Source organism: Hyphomicrobium sp. (genome assembly GCF_035687085.1).
Taxonomy (GTDB): domain Bacteria; phylum Pseudomonadota; class Alphaproteobacteria; order Rhizobiales; family Hyphomicrobiaceae; genus Hyphomicrobium_B.
In genome coordinates this window covers 52,490-67,520 of record NZ_DASRYS010000011.1, presented here as the reverse complement: position 1 = coordinate 67,520, position 15,031 = coordinate 52,490, and the positions used below count along the sequence as shown (strand labels likewise).

The 15,031-nt window shown below is 60.8% G+C and carries 12 protein-coding genes and 2 tRNA genes; 11 read left to right on the top strand and 3 right to left on the bottom strand.

Annotated features, from left to right (window positions below; genetic code table 11):
- The first annotated feature begins 173 nt into the window (after window positions 1-173).
- Window positions 174-950 (top strand): SDR family NAD(P)-dependent oxidoreductase, encoded by a 777-nt coding sequence (locus tag VFG26_RS08865; RefSeq protein WP_325024388.1) that lies wholly within the window; start codon window positions 174-176, stop codon window positions 948-950.
- Between the two features lie 592 nt (window positions 951-1,542).
- Here the strand turns inward: VFG26_RS08865 and VFG26_RS08860 are convergent.
- Both VFG26_RS08860 and VFG26_RS08855 read right to left on the bottom strand, forming a co-directional pair.
- Complete coding sequence (locus VFG26_RS08860; RefSeq protein ID WP_325024386.1) at window positions 1,543-2,550, bottom strand: NAD-dependent epimerase; 1,008 nt, start codon at window positions 2,548-2,550, stop codon at window positions 1,543-1,545.
- Between the two features lie 393 nt (window positions 2,551-2,943).
- A tRNA-Pro gene (locus VFG26_RS08855) sits at window positions 2,944-3,020 on the bottom strand.
- Between the two features lie 289 nt (window positions 3,021-3,309).
- Here VFG26_RS08855 and VFG26_RS08850 point away from each other — a divergent pair.
- The 3 genes from VFG26_RS08850 (at window position 3,310) to VFG26_RS08840 (ending at window position 4,600) form a co-directional block, all read left to right on the top strand.
- Window positions 3,310-3,384: transfer RNA gene (locus tag VFG26_RS08850), tRNA-Gln, on the top strand.
- A gap of 282 nt (window positions 3,385-3,666) precedes the next feature.
- Complete coding sequence (locus VFG26_RS08845; RefSeq protein WP_325024384.1) at window positions 3,667-3,999, top strand: hypothetical protein; 333 nt, start codon at window positions 3,667-3,669, stop codon at window positions 3,997-3,999.
- 310 nt (window positions 4,000-4,309) lie between these two features.
- Entirely contained in the window at window positions 4,310-4,600 is a 291-nt protein-coding gene (locus tag VFG26_RS08840; RefSeq protein WP_325024382.1) for a hypothetical protein, read from the top strand.
- 38 nt (window positions 4,601-4,638) lie between these two features.
- Here the strand turns inward: VFG26_RS08840 and VFG26_RS08835 are convergent, their stop codons facing one another.
- Entirely contained in the window at window positions 4,639-5,295 is a 657-nt protein-coding gene (locus tag VFG26_RS08835; RefSeq protein WP_325024380.1) for a ParA family protein, read from the bottom strand.
- A gap of 275 nt (window positions 5,296-5,570) precedes the next feature.
- On the opposite strand from VFG26_RS08835, the gene VFG26_RS08830 reads away from it, so the two are divergent.
- From VFG26_RS08830 to VFG26_RS08800, 7 genes are all read left to right on the top strand, one after another.
- On the top strand, window positions 5,571-6,995 hold the full coding sequence (locus VFG26_RS08830; protein ID WP_325024377.1) for an aldehyde dehydrogenase family protein: 1,425 nt from the start codon (window positions 5,571-5,573) through the stop codon (window positions 6,993-6,995).
- 499 nt (window positions 6,996-7,494) lie between these two features.
- On the top strand, window positions 7,495-8,613 hold the full coding sequence (locus tag VFG26_RS08825) for an NAD(P)/FAD-dependent oxidoreductase (RefSeq protein WP_325024375.1): 1,119 nt from the start codon (window positions 7,495-7,497) through the stop codon (window positions 8,611-8,613).
- A gap of 348 nt (window positions 8,614-8,961) precedes the next feature.
- Window positions 8,962-9,711, top strand: coding sequence for a WecB/TagA/CpsF family glycosyltransferase (locus tag VFG26_RS08820; RefSeq protein WP_325024373.1), 750 nt, complete (start codon window positions 8,962-8,964; stop codon window positions 9,709-9,711).
- Between the two features lie 135 nt (window positions 9,712-9,846).
- A complete protein-coding gene (locus VFG26_RS08815) occupies window positions 9,847-11,043 on the top strand; it encodes a glycosyltransferase family 2 protein (RefSeq protein ID WP_325024371.1) in 1,197 nt (398 codons plus the stop codon).
- Between the two features lie 102 nt (window positions 11,044-11,145).
- The gene (locus VFG26_RS08810; RefSeq protein WP_325024369.1) at window positions 11,146-12,663 is read left to right on the top strand and encodes a DUF4038 domain-containing protein; all 1,518 of its coding nucleotides are present in this window, start codon (window positions 11,146-11,148) and stop codon (window positions 12,661-12,663) included.
- 341 nt (window positions 12,664-13,004) lie between these two features.
- Window positions 13,005-14,060 carry a hypothetical protein gene (locus VFG26_RS08805; protein ID WP_325024367.1) on the top strand — a complete coding sequence of 352 codons (1,056 nt, stop codon included), beginning with the start codon at window positions 13,005-13,007 and terminating at the stop codon, window positions 14,058-14,060.
- Window positions 14,057-14,977 (top strand): glycosyltransferase family 2 protein, encoded by a 921-nt coding sequence (locus VFG26_RS08800; RefSeq protein ID WP_325024365.1) that lies wholly within the window; start codon window positions 14,057-14,059, stop codon window positions 14,975-14,977. The genes VFG26_RS08805 and VFG26_RS08800 overlap by 4 nt, the downstream gene beginning before the upstream one ends.
- Window positions 14,978-15,031 lie beyond the last annotated feature (54 nt).

The following is a 15,031-nucleotide window of genomic DNA, read 5'->3' as shown; positions in this document are numbered from 1 at the left end:
TCTCTCGTCTAAATCGGCATTTTCGTGATCTCGTGGGCATTATCATAGGGCCTGAATTCAAGCCGCCCAACCCCTGTTGTAGGATTAGGCAAGAAATTAGAGGGATCCGGCATTCAAGCCAAAGGCCTTGTGACCTAGATGTTCCGCCAACGCAGCAACAAGGAGACAGCGCAATGGCAAAGGCAAACGGATCGCTCCCCAAGATCGCCATCGTAACCGGCGGAAGCCGCGGATTAGGGAAAAACACAGTGCTGAGCCTCGCGGAGCGCGGCGTCGATGTGATCTTCACCTATCACTCCAATCGCGCTGAAGCCGAGAAGACCGTGTCGGAAGTCGAGAAGCACGGCCGCAAGGCAGTAGCCCTGCAACTCGACGTCGGCAACGTTGGCTCGTTCGATGCGTTCGCAGCCGAGGTTGGGAAAGTCCTGAAGGCCGATTGGGGCCGCGACACATTCGATTATCTCGTGAACAACGCCGGCCAGGGTCTGATCGGATCGATCGCTGAAATGAAGGAAGCCGAATTCGACGAACTCTATAACGTTCACCTGAAGGGCGTGTTCTTCCTGACGCAGAAGCTGCTGCCGCTGATCGCGGACAACGGCCGCATCGTCAATCTGTCGTCGGGCCTTGCGCGCTTCACGATGCCGGGCTTTGCAGCCTACGCGGCGATGAAGGGCGCAATCGAAGTCCTGACGCGCTTCATGGCGAAGGAGTTCGGACCGCGCGGCATCGCCGTCAACGTGGTGGCGCCGGGTGCGATCGAAACCGATTTCGGCGGTGGCCTCGTGCGCGACAACGCCGAGATCAACAAGCACATAGCGGCTGCGACGGCGCTGGGACGCGTCGGCGTTCCCGACGACATCGGCCCGATGATCGCGCTGCTGCTGGCCGACGAGAACCGCTGGATGACCGCGCAGCGCCTCGAAGTCTCGGGCGGCGTGAACCTGTAAGAACACGCGCCGGCGGCAGGCTCGCCGCACGCGAGGCGCCGGCGCCAACCACTGTCATCCTCGGCTTCATGCGCATATCCATGGCCAGCGTCCCCCCGGCTGCCCGATGGGTTCCCCATGCCATGCCCGAGGATGACAGTTGGCTGGTGTGGAGCTGACAGCCGTCGGCCCGGTTCCATCCACGACTGTCATCCCGGCCGAAGCGAAGCGCAGAGCCGGGACCCAGGTCCCGGGTCTCGCAAGGTGCTCGCCCAGGATGACGACGGTGGTGTCGCGACCGCATCGCGTTCGAAAGGTGGTTGGGATGAACGTTATGCTCCCACTGTCATCCTCGGCTTTATGCCGAGGATCCATGGTTCAACTCGTTGCCGCTGCATGATGGATCCTCGGGACAAGCCCGAGGATGACACTTGATGGGACGAGGGATGAACGTGTCAGCCCGTCTCACGCACCACTGTCATCCCGGCCGAAGCGAAGCGCAGAGCCGGGACCCAGGACTGCATCGAAGGTGGGTCCCGGGTCTCGCAAGGTGCTCGCCCGGGATGACAACGGTGGTGCTGTCGCGACCGCGCATTCGCGTTAGAGAGATGTCTCACACGCCGTAGTAGGAGCGGTACCAATCGACGAAGCGGCCGATGCCTTCGGCGAGCGGGGTCGAAGGACGGAAGCCGGCATCGCGGGCAAGATCGTCAATATCAGCGTAAGTCTTCGCCACGTCGCCGGGCTGCGGCGGAAGAAAGATCTTCTTCGCCTCGCGGCCGGTCGCCTTTTCGATCGTCGCGATGAAGTCCATCAGCTCGACCGAATTGTTGTTGCCGATATTGTAAAGCCTGAACGGCGCGTTCGAGGTGGCGGGATCGGGCGCGGCGCTGTTCCAGTTGGGATCGGGCGCAGCAATCCGGTCGGCCGTGCGCACGACGCCTTCGACGATGTCGTCGATGTAGGTGAAGTCGCGCGCGTGATGGCCGTTGCTGAAAACCTCGATCGGCTCGCCCGCCAGAATTTTCCGTGTGAAGCTGAAATACGCCATGTCCGGCCGCCCGAACGGGCCATAGACCGTGAAGAAGCGCAAGCCCGTGACGGGAAGCCCGTAGAGATGGGCGTAGGCATGCGCCGCAAGCTCGTTAGCTTTCTTCGTCGCCGCATAAAGGCTGATGGGATGATCGACGTTGTCGTGCGTGCTGAACGGCATTTTGGTGTTGGCGCCGTAGACCGAACTCGATGAGGCGAAGACGAGATGCTTCACGCCGTTATGCCGGCATCCCTCGAGAACGTTCTGCGTGCCAACGATGTTGGAATCGATATAGGCGCCGGGATTTTCGCTGCCGTAGCGCACGCCCGCCTGCGCGGCGAGATGAATGACCTTGTCGAAACGCTGGACGCGGAACAACTCGTTCATCGGCGCGCGGTCGGCAATGTCCATGTGCAGGAACGAAAAGCCTTTCCGAGGGCCGAGCTTGGCGAGACGCGCTTTCTTCAGCGCAGGATCGTAATAGCCGTTGACGTTGTCGATGCCGACGACCTCGTCACCGCGATCGAGAAGCCGCGCCGCCGTGTAATAGCCGATGAAGCCGGCGGCGCCGGTGACCAGAAATTTCATGGGCGGGAGCTTCCTGTCGCGATGCCTGCGCGCGAGATCCCGGCAGGCGGTAAGTGACGGCTGGGTTTAGTGGGTTCCCCAATACTGTCAATCTGCGCCGCTTTTGGCGTTGGCGACTCCCCCCTTGCGGTGAGCCGGCTGATCACAATGCCTGACGGAGGCCCTGCAATATCCGGCCGTGAGCGAGGTCGGCGTCGCGTCTCAGAACGGTAGCGGCGGCGGCCCAAGGTGGTGGCGGAGCACCGGGCGAAACTTGCTGCGGCATCGCCGCCGGAGCTTAAGGCGGCGTCGTTCTCTTGATGCCGTCCGCTACTGCACCCTGCGAAAGGCGCACTTCATGAGCGGTTTCTTGGGCGCCGTTACAGATGGGATTTTGGAAGGAACTGAAAAGACTGGTCGGAGCGAGAGGATTCGAACCTCCGACCCCTTGCTCCCGAAGCAAGTGCGCTACCAGGCTGCGCTACGCTCCGCCCGACCGTCGGCCTAAATTTAGGCTGTCCCCGGCGCCCGGTGGGCGTCGAAGAGAGGGGGGTTATAGCGGCCTCGTTCGGGTCCCGCAAGCGGCTTGAACCAGCAATTTCGCAGGTTCCTCATGCAACAATCGCCGCGGGTTGCGATTTGCCGTTCGGATGCGCCACGAAGCGGCGGATGGATGTGGAAGAGGGGGTGAGCGCATTGCCGCGTGCCATTGCCGGGCGGCGAACGACTGACTATGGTGCCGCCAACATCGCTAAGGCGGTGATTCTCCTCACGTGCTGGTGGGATGTAGCCAAGTGGTAAGGCAGCGGATTTTGATTCCGCCATTCCCAGGTTCGAATCCTGGCATCCCAGCCAAATGTGCGATTTCCCTTTTCTAGATCCTAGCGGCCGCTCGCGCCCGACGCACTAGGCCGCTTCACCCTAAGACCTACTCTCATTGCTGCCGACGAATCCGCAGCGAAGCCCGGTCAGTCTCGCCGGGATGTTCTCCAACGATAGCAAAGGCATCGTGGCCAAAGCGGCACGCGTTCCCGTTCCTTGCGTGTTGGCCGCGTTGCCGCGGGCCGATTCCGTTGTCGCGGTCTCAGCGCTCAACTAGCTTCCGGTCCGGGGATGACCATTCATTTGGAGGGGCAGATGCGTTCTCTGAAATTGGGTTTGGCCGCAACGGCCGTGATGTGCTCCCTGTCGGCGACGGCTCATGCGGGCGATTGCGTCAAGGTTCGCGCCGTCGGCGAAGCCGTGACGCACGACATCGCCAAGCTCTTCGCGACGAACGGCCTCGCAAACATCATTTATGGGCAGGGGCGCGAGGGCAAGGGCCCCGTTCAAGTAATGCGAAGACGGCTCAACGACAACGACGTGCCACTCCTCGCAGATGGCCTGCAAGGTGACGACGCCCAAAACCTGCCTGGGCGCCTGGCTGTGCTTCCCCGCCTGATCGGGCCGCTCAGCGCAATAAGAACATAGGGCGCCTTTCAAGAAAGGCGCAGCTCCGTTTGTGGCCCGGCTGTCCCTGGCCCGGAAGACTGCGGGCCAGCGATGGCGCTCACCGCCTTGCCCGCCCTGAACGCAGCAACCCGCCCTTTATCGGCAGATGCCCTGCGCCATAGGCGTGAGCCGGGCATCCTCAATTCCCAGGTCAAGGTTTCTTAGGGCTATCAAGGAAATTGCGGCGACGGGCCGCCGGTTCTCTGCTGATGTGGCGTCCGGCCTGGCGAGCGCTCGAGGCGGAAGCGGAACTCCCGGCTGTGTATTGCGGCCCTCGAGGAGACTTTCCATGGATATCCCCTCATTGATCGTGCAGCTCATCAGCGGAGCACTCGGCGGCAATGCCGCGGGATCGCTGTCCGAGAAGACGAACCTGGGCACCGTTGGAAACTCGATTGCCGGCGCCATCGGCGGTGGAGTCGGCGGGCAGATTTTGAACGCGCTGCTAGGCCTCGGCGGCACGGCGGCGACATCCGGGCTCGACATCGGCACGATCATCTCCGGCTTCCTCACCGGCGGCTTCAGCGGCGGCGTGACGGCACTCGTGATCGGCTTGCTGAAGTCGCGGTTTGCCCACTAGCCGCGAAGCTGTTCCCGGGGCCAAGCGATCGCGTCGCTTTACCCCTTCCGCTTGCCGGCAGCCGACTGGGCAGCGATTTTTCGGAGCAGACCCTCGATCAGCAGGTTCGTGGGGTCATCGTCGGCGGCATCGACAGCCTCGGTCAGCGCTTGCCCGCGGTTCTGCGCGCTGCGGTACGTCGCGCGTTCGGGGATGAACCCCGGCAAAAGCTCGTAGCCAGCAGCATCGACGTAATCCCGCGCGGTCTTCTCCTCGCCAGGCTCCAGCACGCGGCAGAGCGCGATGGCGAGGCGATTGCGGGAAATCCCGATTTCCTCCAGCGCATGCAGCAGAAGCACGGTCGGATATAAATCGTCGATGGTCGCGCTCGTCGGCACGACGACGACGTGCGATGCCCGCGCGACCGTGCCCGTCGCGGCGCTCGTGTGGCCCGGCGTATCGACGATGATGAGATCGAACGCGTCGCTGTCTTCGAGCGCGTCCTCGAAGCTGCGAAAGGCTCCGATCTCGATCGGCAAGGCGGACACGCGCTGTTTGCGCGCCTTCCCCCATCGGACGGCGGTCTGCTGCTGGACGTCGAGATCGGCGAGCTTCACTCGCAAATGGCCCGTCGAGCTGACGGCGGCAAGCGCCCGGGCGAGCGTGCTTTTGCCGACGCCCCCCTTCTGGCTGAGGAATGACACGATCAAAGGCATTCGCACTCCCTGGCGTGCGCTTTTATTATCGGTTTTTGTCCGACGTGTGCTGAATCCTACAGCAAGAGGTGCACGAAGTGTTAGCAATCCGCGGCTCGCCCGGAGCCTGGAGTTTGCAGCCTACGGCCAAATACGCAAATCGCACGAATATTGTGCTGCGGCCGTTGGGGCGGAAATGCCGAGGGAGAAATAATCCTTCGTGATCGAGGCCCGCCGTCTGGCCGCCTGAGGGCTGGTCGGCTACACGTACGCGCGCGCAGATGCTGAGGACCGACATGAAGAACGCAACGAAATTCTATATCGACGGCCGCTGGGTGGACCCCGTCACGCCAGCTTATCTCGACGTCATCGATCCCGCGACAGAGCAGCCCTTCGAGAAGATCGCCATGGGCTCGAAGGCCGATGTCGATGCGGCGGTGAAAGCGGCAAGGCGCGCATTTCCGAAGTTTTCGACGACGAGCGTGGAGTCGCGGATTGCGCTTTTTGAGAAGACCCTGGAGATCTTCCGCCGCCGCCAACGCGAGATTGCCGAAATCGTGACGCGCGAAATGGGCTCGCCCATGTCCTTCAGCATGAATGCGCAGACGGCAACGTGCATCGCGCATTTGGAATCGATCATCAAAATTTTGAAGCACTATGAATTCCGCGAAACGATCGGCACGACGGTCGTCGTCAAGGAAGCGATCGGCGTCGTCGGCCTGATCACGCCGTGGAACTGGCCGATCAATCAGGTGCTCTGCAAGGTGCTGCCGGCGCTGGCCGCGGGCTGCACGATTGTGCTGAAGCCGAGCGAAGTCGCGCCGCTGGACGCGATCGTCTTCGCAGAAATTCTCGACGAAGCGGGATTGCCGGCCGGCGTCTTCAACCTCGTCAACGGCGACGGCCCGGGCGTGGGTGAGGCGATTTCGAGCCATCCCGATATCGATATGGTGTCGTTCACGGGTTCGACGCGTGCCGGCATCCGTGTCGCCAAGGCCGCCGCCGACACGGTGAAGCGCGTCGCCCAGGAACTCGGCGGCAAGTCTGCCAACATCATCCTCGATGACGCTGATCTGGCGGCGGCCGTGCGCGACGGCGTCAACGCCTGCTTCGCCAACAGCGGCCAGTCCTGCGACGCGCCGACCCGGATGCTCGTGCCGCGCAATCGCTATGAAGAAGCCGCGAAGGTCGCGGGCGAGCAGGCGGGGAAAGCCATAGTCGGTCCGCCCGATAAGGATACGACGGAACTCGGCCCGGTCGTCAGTAAGGTTCAATTCGACAAGATCCAGTTGCTCATCAAGGTTGGCATCGACGAGGGCGCGAAGTTGGAAGCGGGCGGCCTCGGCCGTCCCAACGGGCTCAACGTCGGCTACTACGTCCGCCCGACGGTGTTCTCGAACGTTACGAACGACATGACGATCGCGCGCGAAGAGATCTTCGGACCCGTGCTCTGCATCATCCCCTACGACAGCGAAGAGCAGGCGATCGAGATCGCCAACGACACGCCGTACGGCTTGGCGGCCTACGTGCAGTCAGGCGACATCGAACGGGCGCGCCGCGTCGCAGCCCAGCTGCGGGCGGGGACGATCTACGTGAACTATCCCGACTGGGATCCGATGGCGCCGTTCGGCGGCTACAAGCAATCGGGCAACGGCCGCGAAGCCGGACACCATGCGGTGGCCGACTTCCTCGAGATCAAGAGCATCGTCGGCCACGGCTGAGCGGTCCCGGTCTTCTGGGATTCCCCTCCCCCTTGCGGGGAGGGGTCCGCGGCTATCGAATACTTCTCGCGCGCTCCTTCCCGCGGAGGCGGCCGCGGGCGTCAAGGCGTTGATCCCGGCCGCGACGGCGGTCCCCGGCCGGCTCATCAACCCGCGCCTTCTCGCTTGAACGCGCGCGCTTGGTCTGCCTGCGGGTGCTGTGCCGTTCGGAATCGAACGGATGCCATCTCATTTTCTCAGCCATTGCGGATCCTCTGCCTAAAGTCTGACCTGCTGCGAAGCTTCGCCGGATGGGCCGGGAATGTAGAAGCGCAGCCGCATCTCGCAGCGCAACCAGCGAATGGGATCAACGTTCCGCCGCCGCGATTTGCACGTTCAATTGAAATGCAAGCGGCGAAACATGTTCATCTTATCGGCGAAATGCATTCACCATCGCGCAAGCGCGGGGTAGTTGAGATGGCGCCAAGCGGGGAAGGCATTTGCGGCGATGCCCAGCGGAATGGAACTCGAAATAGAAACAATCGTCGTCGGAGCCGGAGCCGTCGGTCTCGCCATAGCGGCCGAGCTGGCCAATCTCGGACACGACGTGCTCGTTATCGAGCGGTACGGCGCGTTCGGCACGGAAACGTCATCGCGCAACTCGGAAGTGATCCACGCCGGACTTTATTATCCGCAAGGCTCGCTGCGCGCCAAACTCTGCGTCGAAGGCCGCAAGCGTCTTTACGCGTTCGCTGAAGACTATCACGTGCCCGTCAATCGCTGCGGCAAGCTCCTCGTCGCGACGAACGAGGCCGAAATCGATCAGCTTGCGATCATCGAAGGCAAAGCGATCCGCAACGGCGTCGATGATCTGCAGCGGTTGACGGCCGAGGAAGCGCGACGCCTCGAGCCGCAGATCCGGTGCGTCGCTGCAACCTTGTCGCCTTCGACGGGGATCATGGACAGCCACCGCTTGATGGCGGCGTTCGAGACGCGGCTTCTGGAGGCGGGCGGCCAGATCGTATTCAATTCCGAGGTGACGGGCATAGCGGCGGTCTCAAAAGGCGAATTCCGCGTCTCGATCACGTCAGGGGGAGAAGTCACGAGCCTCACCTGCGCGAACGTCGTTAATGCGGCGGGCCTGGGCGCCTCCAAGATCGGACGCATGCTTGCCGCCGCTAAACCGGATTACGCCGTGCCCGGCCTTTACCCAGCGAAAGGCCACTATTTCGCGCTGCAGTCTCGAAGTCCCTTCAAGCACCTCGTCTATCCGATGCCGTCGCCCGATGCGCTGGGCATTCACCTGACGCTCGATATGTCGGGCGCGGCGAAGTTCGGCCCCGACATCCATTGGCAGGACGATATCGACTACACCTTCGTCGACACGGACGCGCGGCGCGAGGTGTTCGCCAGGGAGATCAGGCGCTACTGGCCGGCCCTTCCCGAAGGCGCACTCATTCCCGCCTATACCGGCATCCGGCCGAAGATCTACCCGCAAGGCGCAGCCCCCGCCGACTTCGCAATCCATGGCGAACAGGAGCACGGGGTGCGCGGCTTCATCGGCCTCTACGGCATTGAAAGCCCAGGGCTAACCGCCTCCCTCGCGATTGCCGGGTATGTTGCCGCCTTGCTGAATTGAAACCGCCGGCTGGCGCAACCTGCGCGATCGGCGGCGCTCAATCCTGCTCATTCCCGGATCTGACGGCGTGATGAAGACCTCGCCTCCAAAATCCTGCTCTCAAATTGCAACGCACGCGGATTGAGCGGCGCGCCGTCGTTGCGTGCAAGGCCAAGTCGCCCGCGCGCCCATGCACACGCATTTTAGATACGTACAGTGAGCAACAGATGAGCACTGTGCTGACCGATTGCAGCCCGGAATGCCGTTCACATTAACCTGGTGCGCGATTTATAAAATTAAAATCAAATTTCCTATTGCTTTTATTTATCGGCCGTAAAAGAGATACGCAGTGTACGGTGGATCTCTTGTATGCGTGCCAGCAGGGTGGAATTTCTCGGCCTCAAATTCGACGGCGGCTCCCTTGAGACCGCGATCGAGGACATGTTGAGCGGCGCCGGACATCCGTTCAGATACGTCGTCACTCCGAACGTGCAGCACGTCGTCCATATCCACGAGCAGGGGGACAAACTCAGGGACAAATACGCGGCCGCATGGCGCATATATTGCGACAGCCGCGTGCTGAAGGGATTGGCGAGACTGTGCGGATCGAAGCTCGACGTCGTAACGGGCAGCGATCTTACCGCCGGTCTTCTGGAACGGGCATCAAGCCTTGGATTGAAAGTCGCGATCGTCGGGCCGAGCGCCTCTGACAGCGTCATCCTCGGCAAGCGATATCCCGGCCTTGCGATTGCCTCCTACACGCCGCCGATGAACTTCATCTCATCGGAAGCCGAGGTGCAAAGCTGCATCGCATTCATCTGTGGTGCGGGCGCAGACATCATTTTCTTGGCCGTTGGTTCGCCGCAGCAAGAGACCCTAGCGCATCGTCTTCTTGAATATCCCGACGCCAAGGGCGTGCTCCTTTGTATTGGCGCTTCGATCGACTTTCTCACCGGCAGGCAGCAGCGGGCTCCGCGGTGGATGCAGCATTCAGGGTTGGAATGGCTGCACCGGCTGGTGTCGGATCCCAAGAGACTGGCGCAGCGATACCTCCTGAAGTGCCCAAAAATTTTTGGCTTGGTCGTCGCCCAGATGTGGCAACCGCGACTGCGCGCCTGACCGGAAGTATGAAATTGGCACCTCGATAACGCGATGTAGACTGACGAAAAATAGCGCAGTGACGCTCGCGTTAGGGACGTGCCGCACTTTGGAGCATCTCGGCCGTGTAAATGAGTAGAAGTGGGGTTTCACGAAATGTCTGGTGCCGCCGCTGCATGCATTTCGGGAGCCCTGGGGGCCGTTACGTTTATCCTATGCATCCCCGTCCTCATTCTGCTGACCGAAGTTCTGGCAGCGCTTTGGAAAAGAGATCGGCATCTGAAGGTTTGTCCCGGCGGCCACTCGCTCGCTGTCATCGTTCCCGCTCACAATGAAGGCCAACGCATGCTTCCCACGTTGGCCGACGTTCTGGCCCAGATCGGCCAGGGTAATCGCCTGCTGGTCGTTGCCGACAATTGCTCTGACGATACGGCGGAAGTCGCCCGCTTGGCGGGAGCGGAAGTCATAGAGCGGCGGGATGAGCAAAACCGCGGCAAAGGCCATGCGCTTGATTATGGAATCCGGCATCTGTCTGCCGCAGCCCCCGAGGTCGTCATCATGGTTGATGCCGACTGCCGGCTGGCAGATGGCGCCGTGGATATTCTAGCCGAACGGGCGTTCGCCACCGGACGGCCGGTGCAAGCCCTTTACTTGATGAGCGCGCCGGCGGAGTCGTCCCTCAATGACCGCGTGTCGGAGTTCACCTGGCGGGTGAAGAACTGGGTGCGCCCGCTCGGTCTCTCCAACCTTCGCCTTCCCTGTCAGCTGGTGGGGACCGGAATGGCGTTTCCATGGGCGACCTTGAGATCGGCCGATCTTGCGACAGGGGCCCTGACCGAAGATCTCAAACTTGGGATCGACCTTGCCATGAGAGGGCATTTCCCGCTCTTCTGTCCATCGGCACTCGTGACGAGTCATTTCGCAGCGTCTGCCCAGGGGCGGCTTACGCAACAGCAGCGATGGGAGCAGGGCCACCAAGACCTCATTCGCTCGATGGTGCCGCGACTGATCTCGTCTGCCATTGCTCAACGCAGCATGCGGTTGCTAGCGATGGCCTTGGACCTTGCCGTGCCGCCACTGTTCCTTCTCGCCCTCAAACTGTTCGCCATCGTGGCGATCGCGGCATCGGCGGCTGCGTCGGGCCTGTCATCCATCCCTCTTTATATCGGACTGGCTGCCGTCGCGGCGTTGATCTTAAGCATGGTGCTTGCCTGGTGCGGCCACGGCCGCGATGTCCTGCCGGCCAAATCTCTGATGTCGATCATCCCATACGTCTACGCAAAATTGCGCCACCACATCCGCATTCTCGCCGGTGGCCGCGCCACGACTTGGGTGAGGACGGACCGAAGCTGAATGGGCTGACGGCTGTCCCTGTCACCAAACGGCATCTACCTGCATCGCATAATAAATTCCAAAAACACTCGGTCATAAGCCCAACAAGAAACGACAAACAACATGGCCCCAAAAATTCGTGGCCGCTCCGTGAAATCACCGAGTTCGATGATAGCGCTTGCGATCATCGGCATCTCGGCATTTCTCATGCTGAGATTCGAAGCGCAGTCAGAACATTATGCGTCTGTGATAGGCCTGCGCCTTGCTGCAGGCGATTGCGGCGAGGTTGCCGCGGATACCGCATGGAAACTTCGCGTCCCAGGCGCCGTCGACACAAACTTTTCTTATCCAGTCGCAGCCTCAAGGCGCCGGTTCATCGATCAGAACGGAAACGTCTATCTGCTGAAGACGATGTCGTCGTGGGCGATGGCGCAGAGATGCTCCAATGCCACGATTACGCACGCCCTGGAAGGATTGAAGTCCCTTGGCTTCAACGCCATCACCGTGGCTCCGTTCGGCGTGCATTTGAACAACAGCTTTGGGGACCGCTACCAAAACGGATCCGGGCAAAGGTTTTTCATAGGGGCGCCCTTCGCATCGGATTTCGGCCCGGCTTGGGCGTCAATGGACTGGACTGTCGAGGAGGCAACCCGATTGCGAATGACCGTTGTGCTTTCCCTGTTCTTGAGCTGGGGGGACAGCGGTACGACATTGGATTTGCTGAGGGCAGGACCGGACAACGCATACAAGTACGGCAAGTCTCTCGCGGTGCGCTACACCCGGTATCCCAACATTGTCTGGCACGTCATGGGCGACTTCGTCTGGTCCGCGGGCGATGCGGCTGGCCGGCAGGTCGATGCGGTATTCCACGGCTTAAAGGACGGAGAAGGCGGCAGTCACCGTCTGATCATTGCGGAGCAGCAGCGCGGCCCAACCGGCTACCAACAATTCATACAGTCGGAAGGAGGAGAGGGCGGCTACCAGTGGTTCAAACAAAGTGCCAATGGGTTGTACGACTACGGAAGTAATTCGGTCGAAGTATTCGATGCAGTTTATGGAGAACGCGGAGCCGAAAGATACGGCGTCGTCGACATCGAGCCCCCATACGTCAATTCACCCCATTACAGCGGAAACAAAGACCAACAGTACCGCGAGAGAAACTATGCGGTTTTCCTGCGCGGTGGCATTGGAATCAATTTTGGTCACGAAAAATGGTGGCCGTTCGGAGCCGCGGGTATCTACGACGGTGGACGGCATTGGTTCGAGATTCTCGGCGATCCTCCACTACGGCAAGCCAAATATGCGTGGTCTTTGATCGATAAGTATGTCGCCGACCCCGCCTGGGCTCGCGACGACGGCCGGTTTGTCAGGGTAGGCATAGGAGACGGGGATGCTAAAGCAGCGTCCGGATATTCGAACGTTGCAGCCCTTGCTTACTTTCCCACGGGCCGCTCGGTCACGGTGAGGACGACTGTGATTTCCGGCGCAACAAGTGTGAAGTTGAGTTGGTACGATCCAACGACGGGCGAATATAGCCTTATTTCCAAATCCGAATTACCGATCGAGAACCGGACAATCGCATTCCCGGCATCGCACCCGGACGGTTCAGATGACTGGATACTCGTGGTCGAGAGAGCTTAGTTTCGAAAAGCGCTCGGGAATTCAACTGCGCCCGAGACGTTTTAATTAGAAGGCATTTGGAATTTAAAAGCATCTTGGGTGCATTGCAGCGCGCGCCAGGCATTACAATTTGCAGTGCAACTAGATTTGCAAGTTACCAATAATTCGGCTCCTACTTTACGAAATGCCGTATACGTCGTAATCATGCATTTTATGAAATGCCTCGGGGTTGAGTTTTTTCATCGCAGCAAAAAGAACCAGCGCATAGCGAGCAAGCGCTTAGGCGCCAAAAAACGGTCGGCGAGGTAGTGCTGAGTTAGCTCGGCCGCCTATCGTCGATCCCACTATCGGGAGGCGACGGCATGCGAGAAGGAGCACTGCGCAGAGGCGACATCGTCGAAGTCTGCAGCGCCAGCGAAATTCTCGCCACGCTCGACCATCAGGGCGCGCTCGGCGCAATGCCCTTCATGCCGGAGATGATCCCTTACCTCGGACGCCGCTACACGGTGTCGGCGAGAGCGGACAAGATCTGCGATACCATTGGCAGCACACTGAGAAGCCGGCGGATGCGCGATACCGTGCTGCTCGATGATCTGCGCTGCAATGGCTGCGCTCACGGCGGCTGCCAAGCCGATTGCCGCATCTATTGGAATGAGGCGTGGCTGAAGAAGGTCGACGTGCTCGCCGGCCCAGTCATCAAACAGGATCCAGCCGAGGTCGCCCTGCTGCTGGCGCGCATCGAGCCGAACGTCAGGGCGTCGGGGGAAGGGGAAGGCGACGATGTCCGCTGGAAGTGCCAGGTGACAGAGGCCAACAGGGCGTCCCTGCCACTGTCGAACACCGACCCTCGTCCGTATTTTAATGAGTTCCGGTCGGGCAACGTCGGGCCTCTGAGGTTCGCGAAGGTGATGGCGCGCGCGGCATATATGCAGCCGCTCCACCGTTTCAGGCTCTTGCGCCGGCCAAAGGGGCCGAACGAGAAGGCGCCGCCGCCGCCCGATCCCCTCAACCTTCAGCGTGGCGAATGGGTTCGAGTAAAGTCTATGCGTGAGATCGAGGGGACGCTCACCAGGCACGGTAGTAACCGCGGTCTGCATTTCGATATTGAGATGGTACCGTTTTGCGGCCGCGTTTTGCAGGTGCGCGGGCGCGTCAGCCAAATCATCGAAGAGCACACCGGCAGGATGCTCAGGTTTCGTAACGAATGCATCAAGCTTGAAGACGCCGTCTGCTCGGGTGAGCGCAGCACGGGTCGCTTTTTCTGCCCGAAAAAAATTTATCCATATTGGCGGGAGGCTTGGCTGCAGCGGGCTGATGGCCCGTTGAGCACCTCGGATTTGCAGTGCCGCAGTACGGGGCCCGTAAATTGCAACAGAGATGAGATGGAAGAAACGCATAGGAAGGCGAATGTGCAATGAACGCGTATGATGAGACTGTGCCGGCCGTCAGCATCTGTTTACCCGTTTATAACGGGGAGCCATATTTGGCGGCGGCTATCGAATCCATGCTTGCGCAGACCTTCACCGACTTCGAGCTGATCATCAGTGATAACGCCTCCACCGATCGGACGGAGCAGATTTGCCGGAAGTTCGCGGAAGCCGACGCGCGTATCCGATACTATCGAAACGAGCGAAACATTGGCGGCGCGCGCAACCAGGCCCTCGCTGTTGAATATTCCCGAGGCCGCTACGTGCGGCTATCGGCGCACGACGACAAGTTGGCACCCACCCACCTCGAAGAGTGTGTTGCTGTTCTCGAGGAGCGGCCCGAGGTCGTCATTGCTTACACCCGCACAGTCGTGATTAACGAAGCCGACGCCGAGATAAACCAGTTCCATGCGACGCGCGGAACTGCTGATACGCCCTCGGGACGCTTCCGCGAGTTGATGTTCCGGAACTATTATTGCGAGTGCATGTACGGAGTGATCCGCGGCGACGCTTTGCGCAGCGTGCGGCCAATGGAGAACTTCACCAACAGCGACGCGGTTTTCCTGTGCCGGTTGGCATTCCTGGGCCCCTTCGTGCGGATCGATCGCCCGCTGTTCTACCTGCGCTATCATGCGAAGAACTACAAACTCAACTGGCGCGACCGGATGGTTTGGTACAACCCGGCTGCGAAGGGCAAGGCGTCATTCCCCAACTGGCTCGAACTGTCGAGCTTCTGCGATGCTGTCTTAAGGGCGCCGATCTCGCTGACGGAGCGTTTGCGTTGCGGCGCGGCTCTGTTGCACTGGATTGTGCGCTATTCACCAAACCTGGCGAAAGACGTCGTTGTGGCTGCCAGTATGTACGTTCCCCGGGCGCGGCCTCGCGCCGGCGTCTACAATTGGGAATAGCGAGTGCTGAAGGCGGCTCTGTCCTTGATAACACCGCCTGCACTCGGGCGGACC

Coding starts and splice junctions, on each gene's coding strand:
- VFG26_RS08865 (WP_325024388.1), top strand. CDS start 174: ATGGCAAAGGCAAACGGATCGCTCCCCAAGATCGCCATCGTAACCGGC.
- VFG26_RS08860 (WP_325024386.1), bottom strand. CDS start 2,550: ATGAAATTTCTGGTCACCGGCGCCGCCGGCTTCATCGGCTATTACACG.
- VFG26_RS08845 (WP_325024384.1), top strand. CDS start 3,667: ATGCGTTCTCTGAAATTGGGTTTGGCCGCAACGGCCGTGATGTGCTCC.
- VFG26_RS08840 (WP_325024382.1), top strand. CDS start 4,310: ATGGATATCCCCTCATTGATCGTGCAGCTCATCAGCGGAGCACTCGGC.
- VFG26_RS08835 (WP_325024380.1), bottom strand. CDS start 5,295: ATGCCTTTGATCGTGTCATTCCTCAGCCAGAAGGGGGGCGTCGGCAAA.
- VFG26_RS08830 (WP_325024377.1), top strand. CDS start 5,571: ATGAAGAACGCAACGAAATTCTATATCGACGGCCGCTGGGTGGACCCC.
- VFG26_RS08825 (WP_325024375.1), top strand. CDS start 7,495: ATGGAACTCGAAATAGAAACAATCGTCGTCGGAGCCGGAGCCGTCGGT.
- VFG26_RS08820 (WP_325024373.1), top strand. CDS start 8,962: ATGCGTGCCAGCAGGGTGGAATTTCTCGGCCTCAAATTCGACGGCGGC.
- VFG26_RS08815 (WP_325024371.1), top strand. CDS start 9,847: ATGTCTGGTGCCGCCGCTGCATGCATTTCGGGAGCCCTGGGGGCCGTT.
- VFG26_RS08810 (WP_325024369.1), top strand. CDS start 11,146: ATGGCCCCAAAAATTCGTGGCCGCTCCGTGAAATCACCGAGTTCGATG.
- VFG26_RS08805 (WP_325024367.1), top strand. CDS start 13,005: ATGCGAGAAGGAGCACTGCGCAGAGGCGACATCGTCGAAGTCTGCAGC.
- VFG26_RS08800 (WP_325024365.1), top strand. CDS start 14,057: ATGAACGCGTATGATGAGACTGTGCCGGCCGTCAGCATCTGTTTACCC.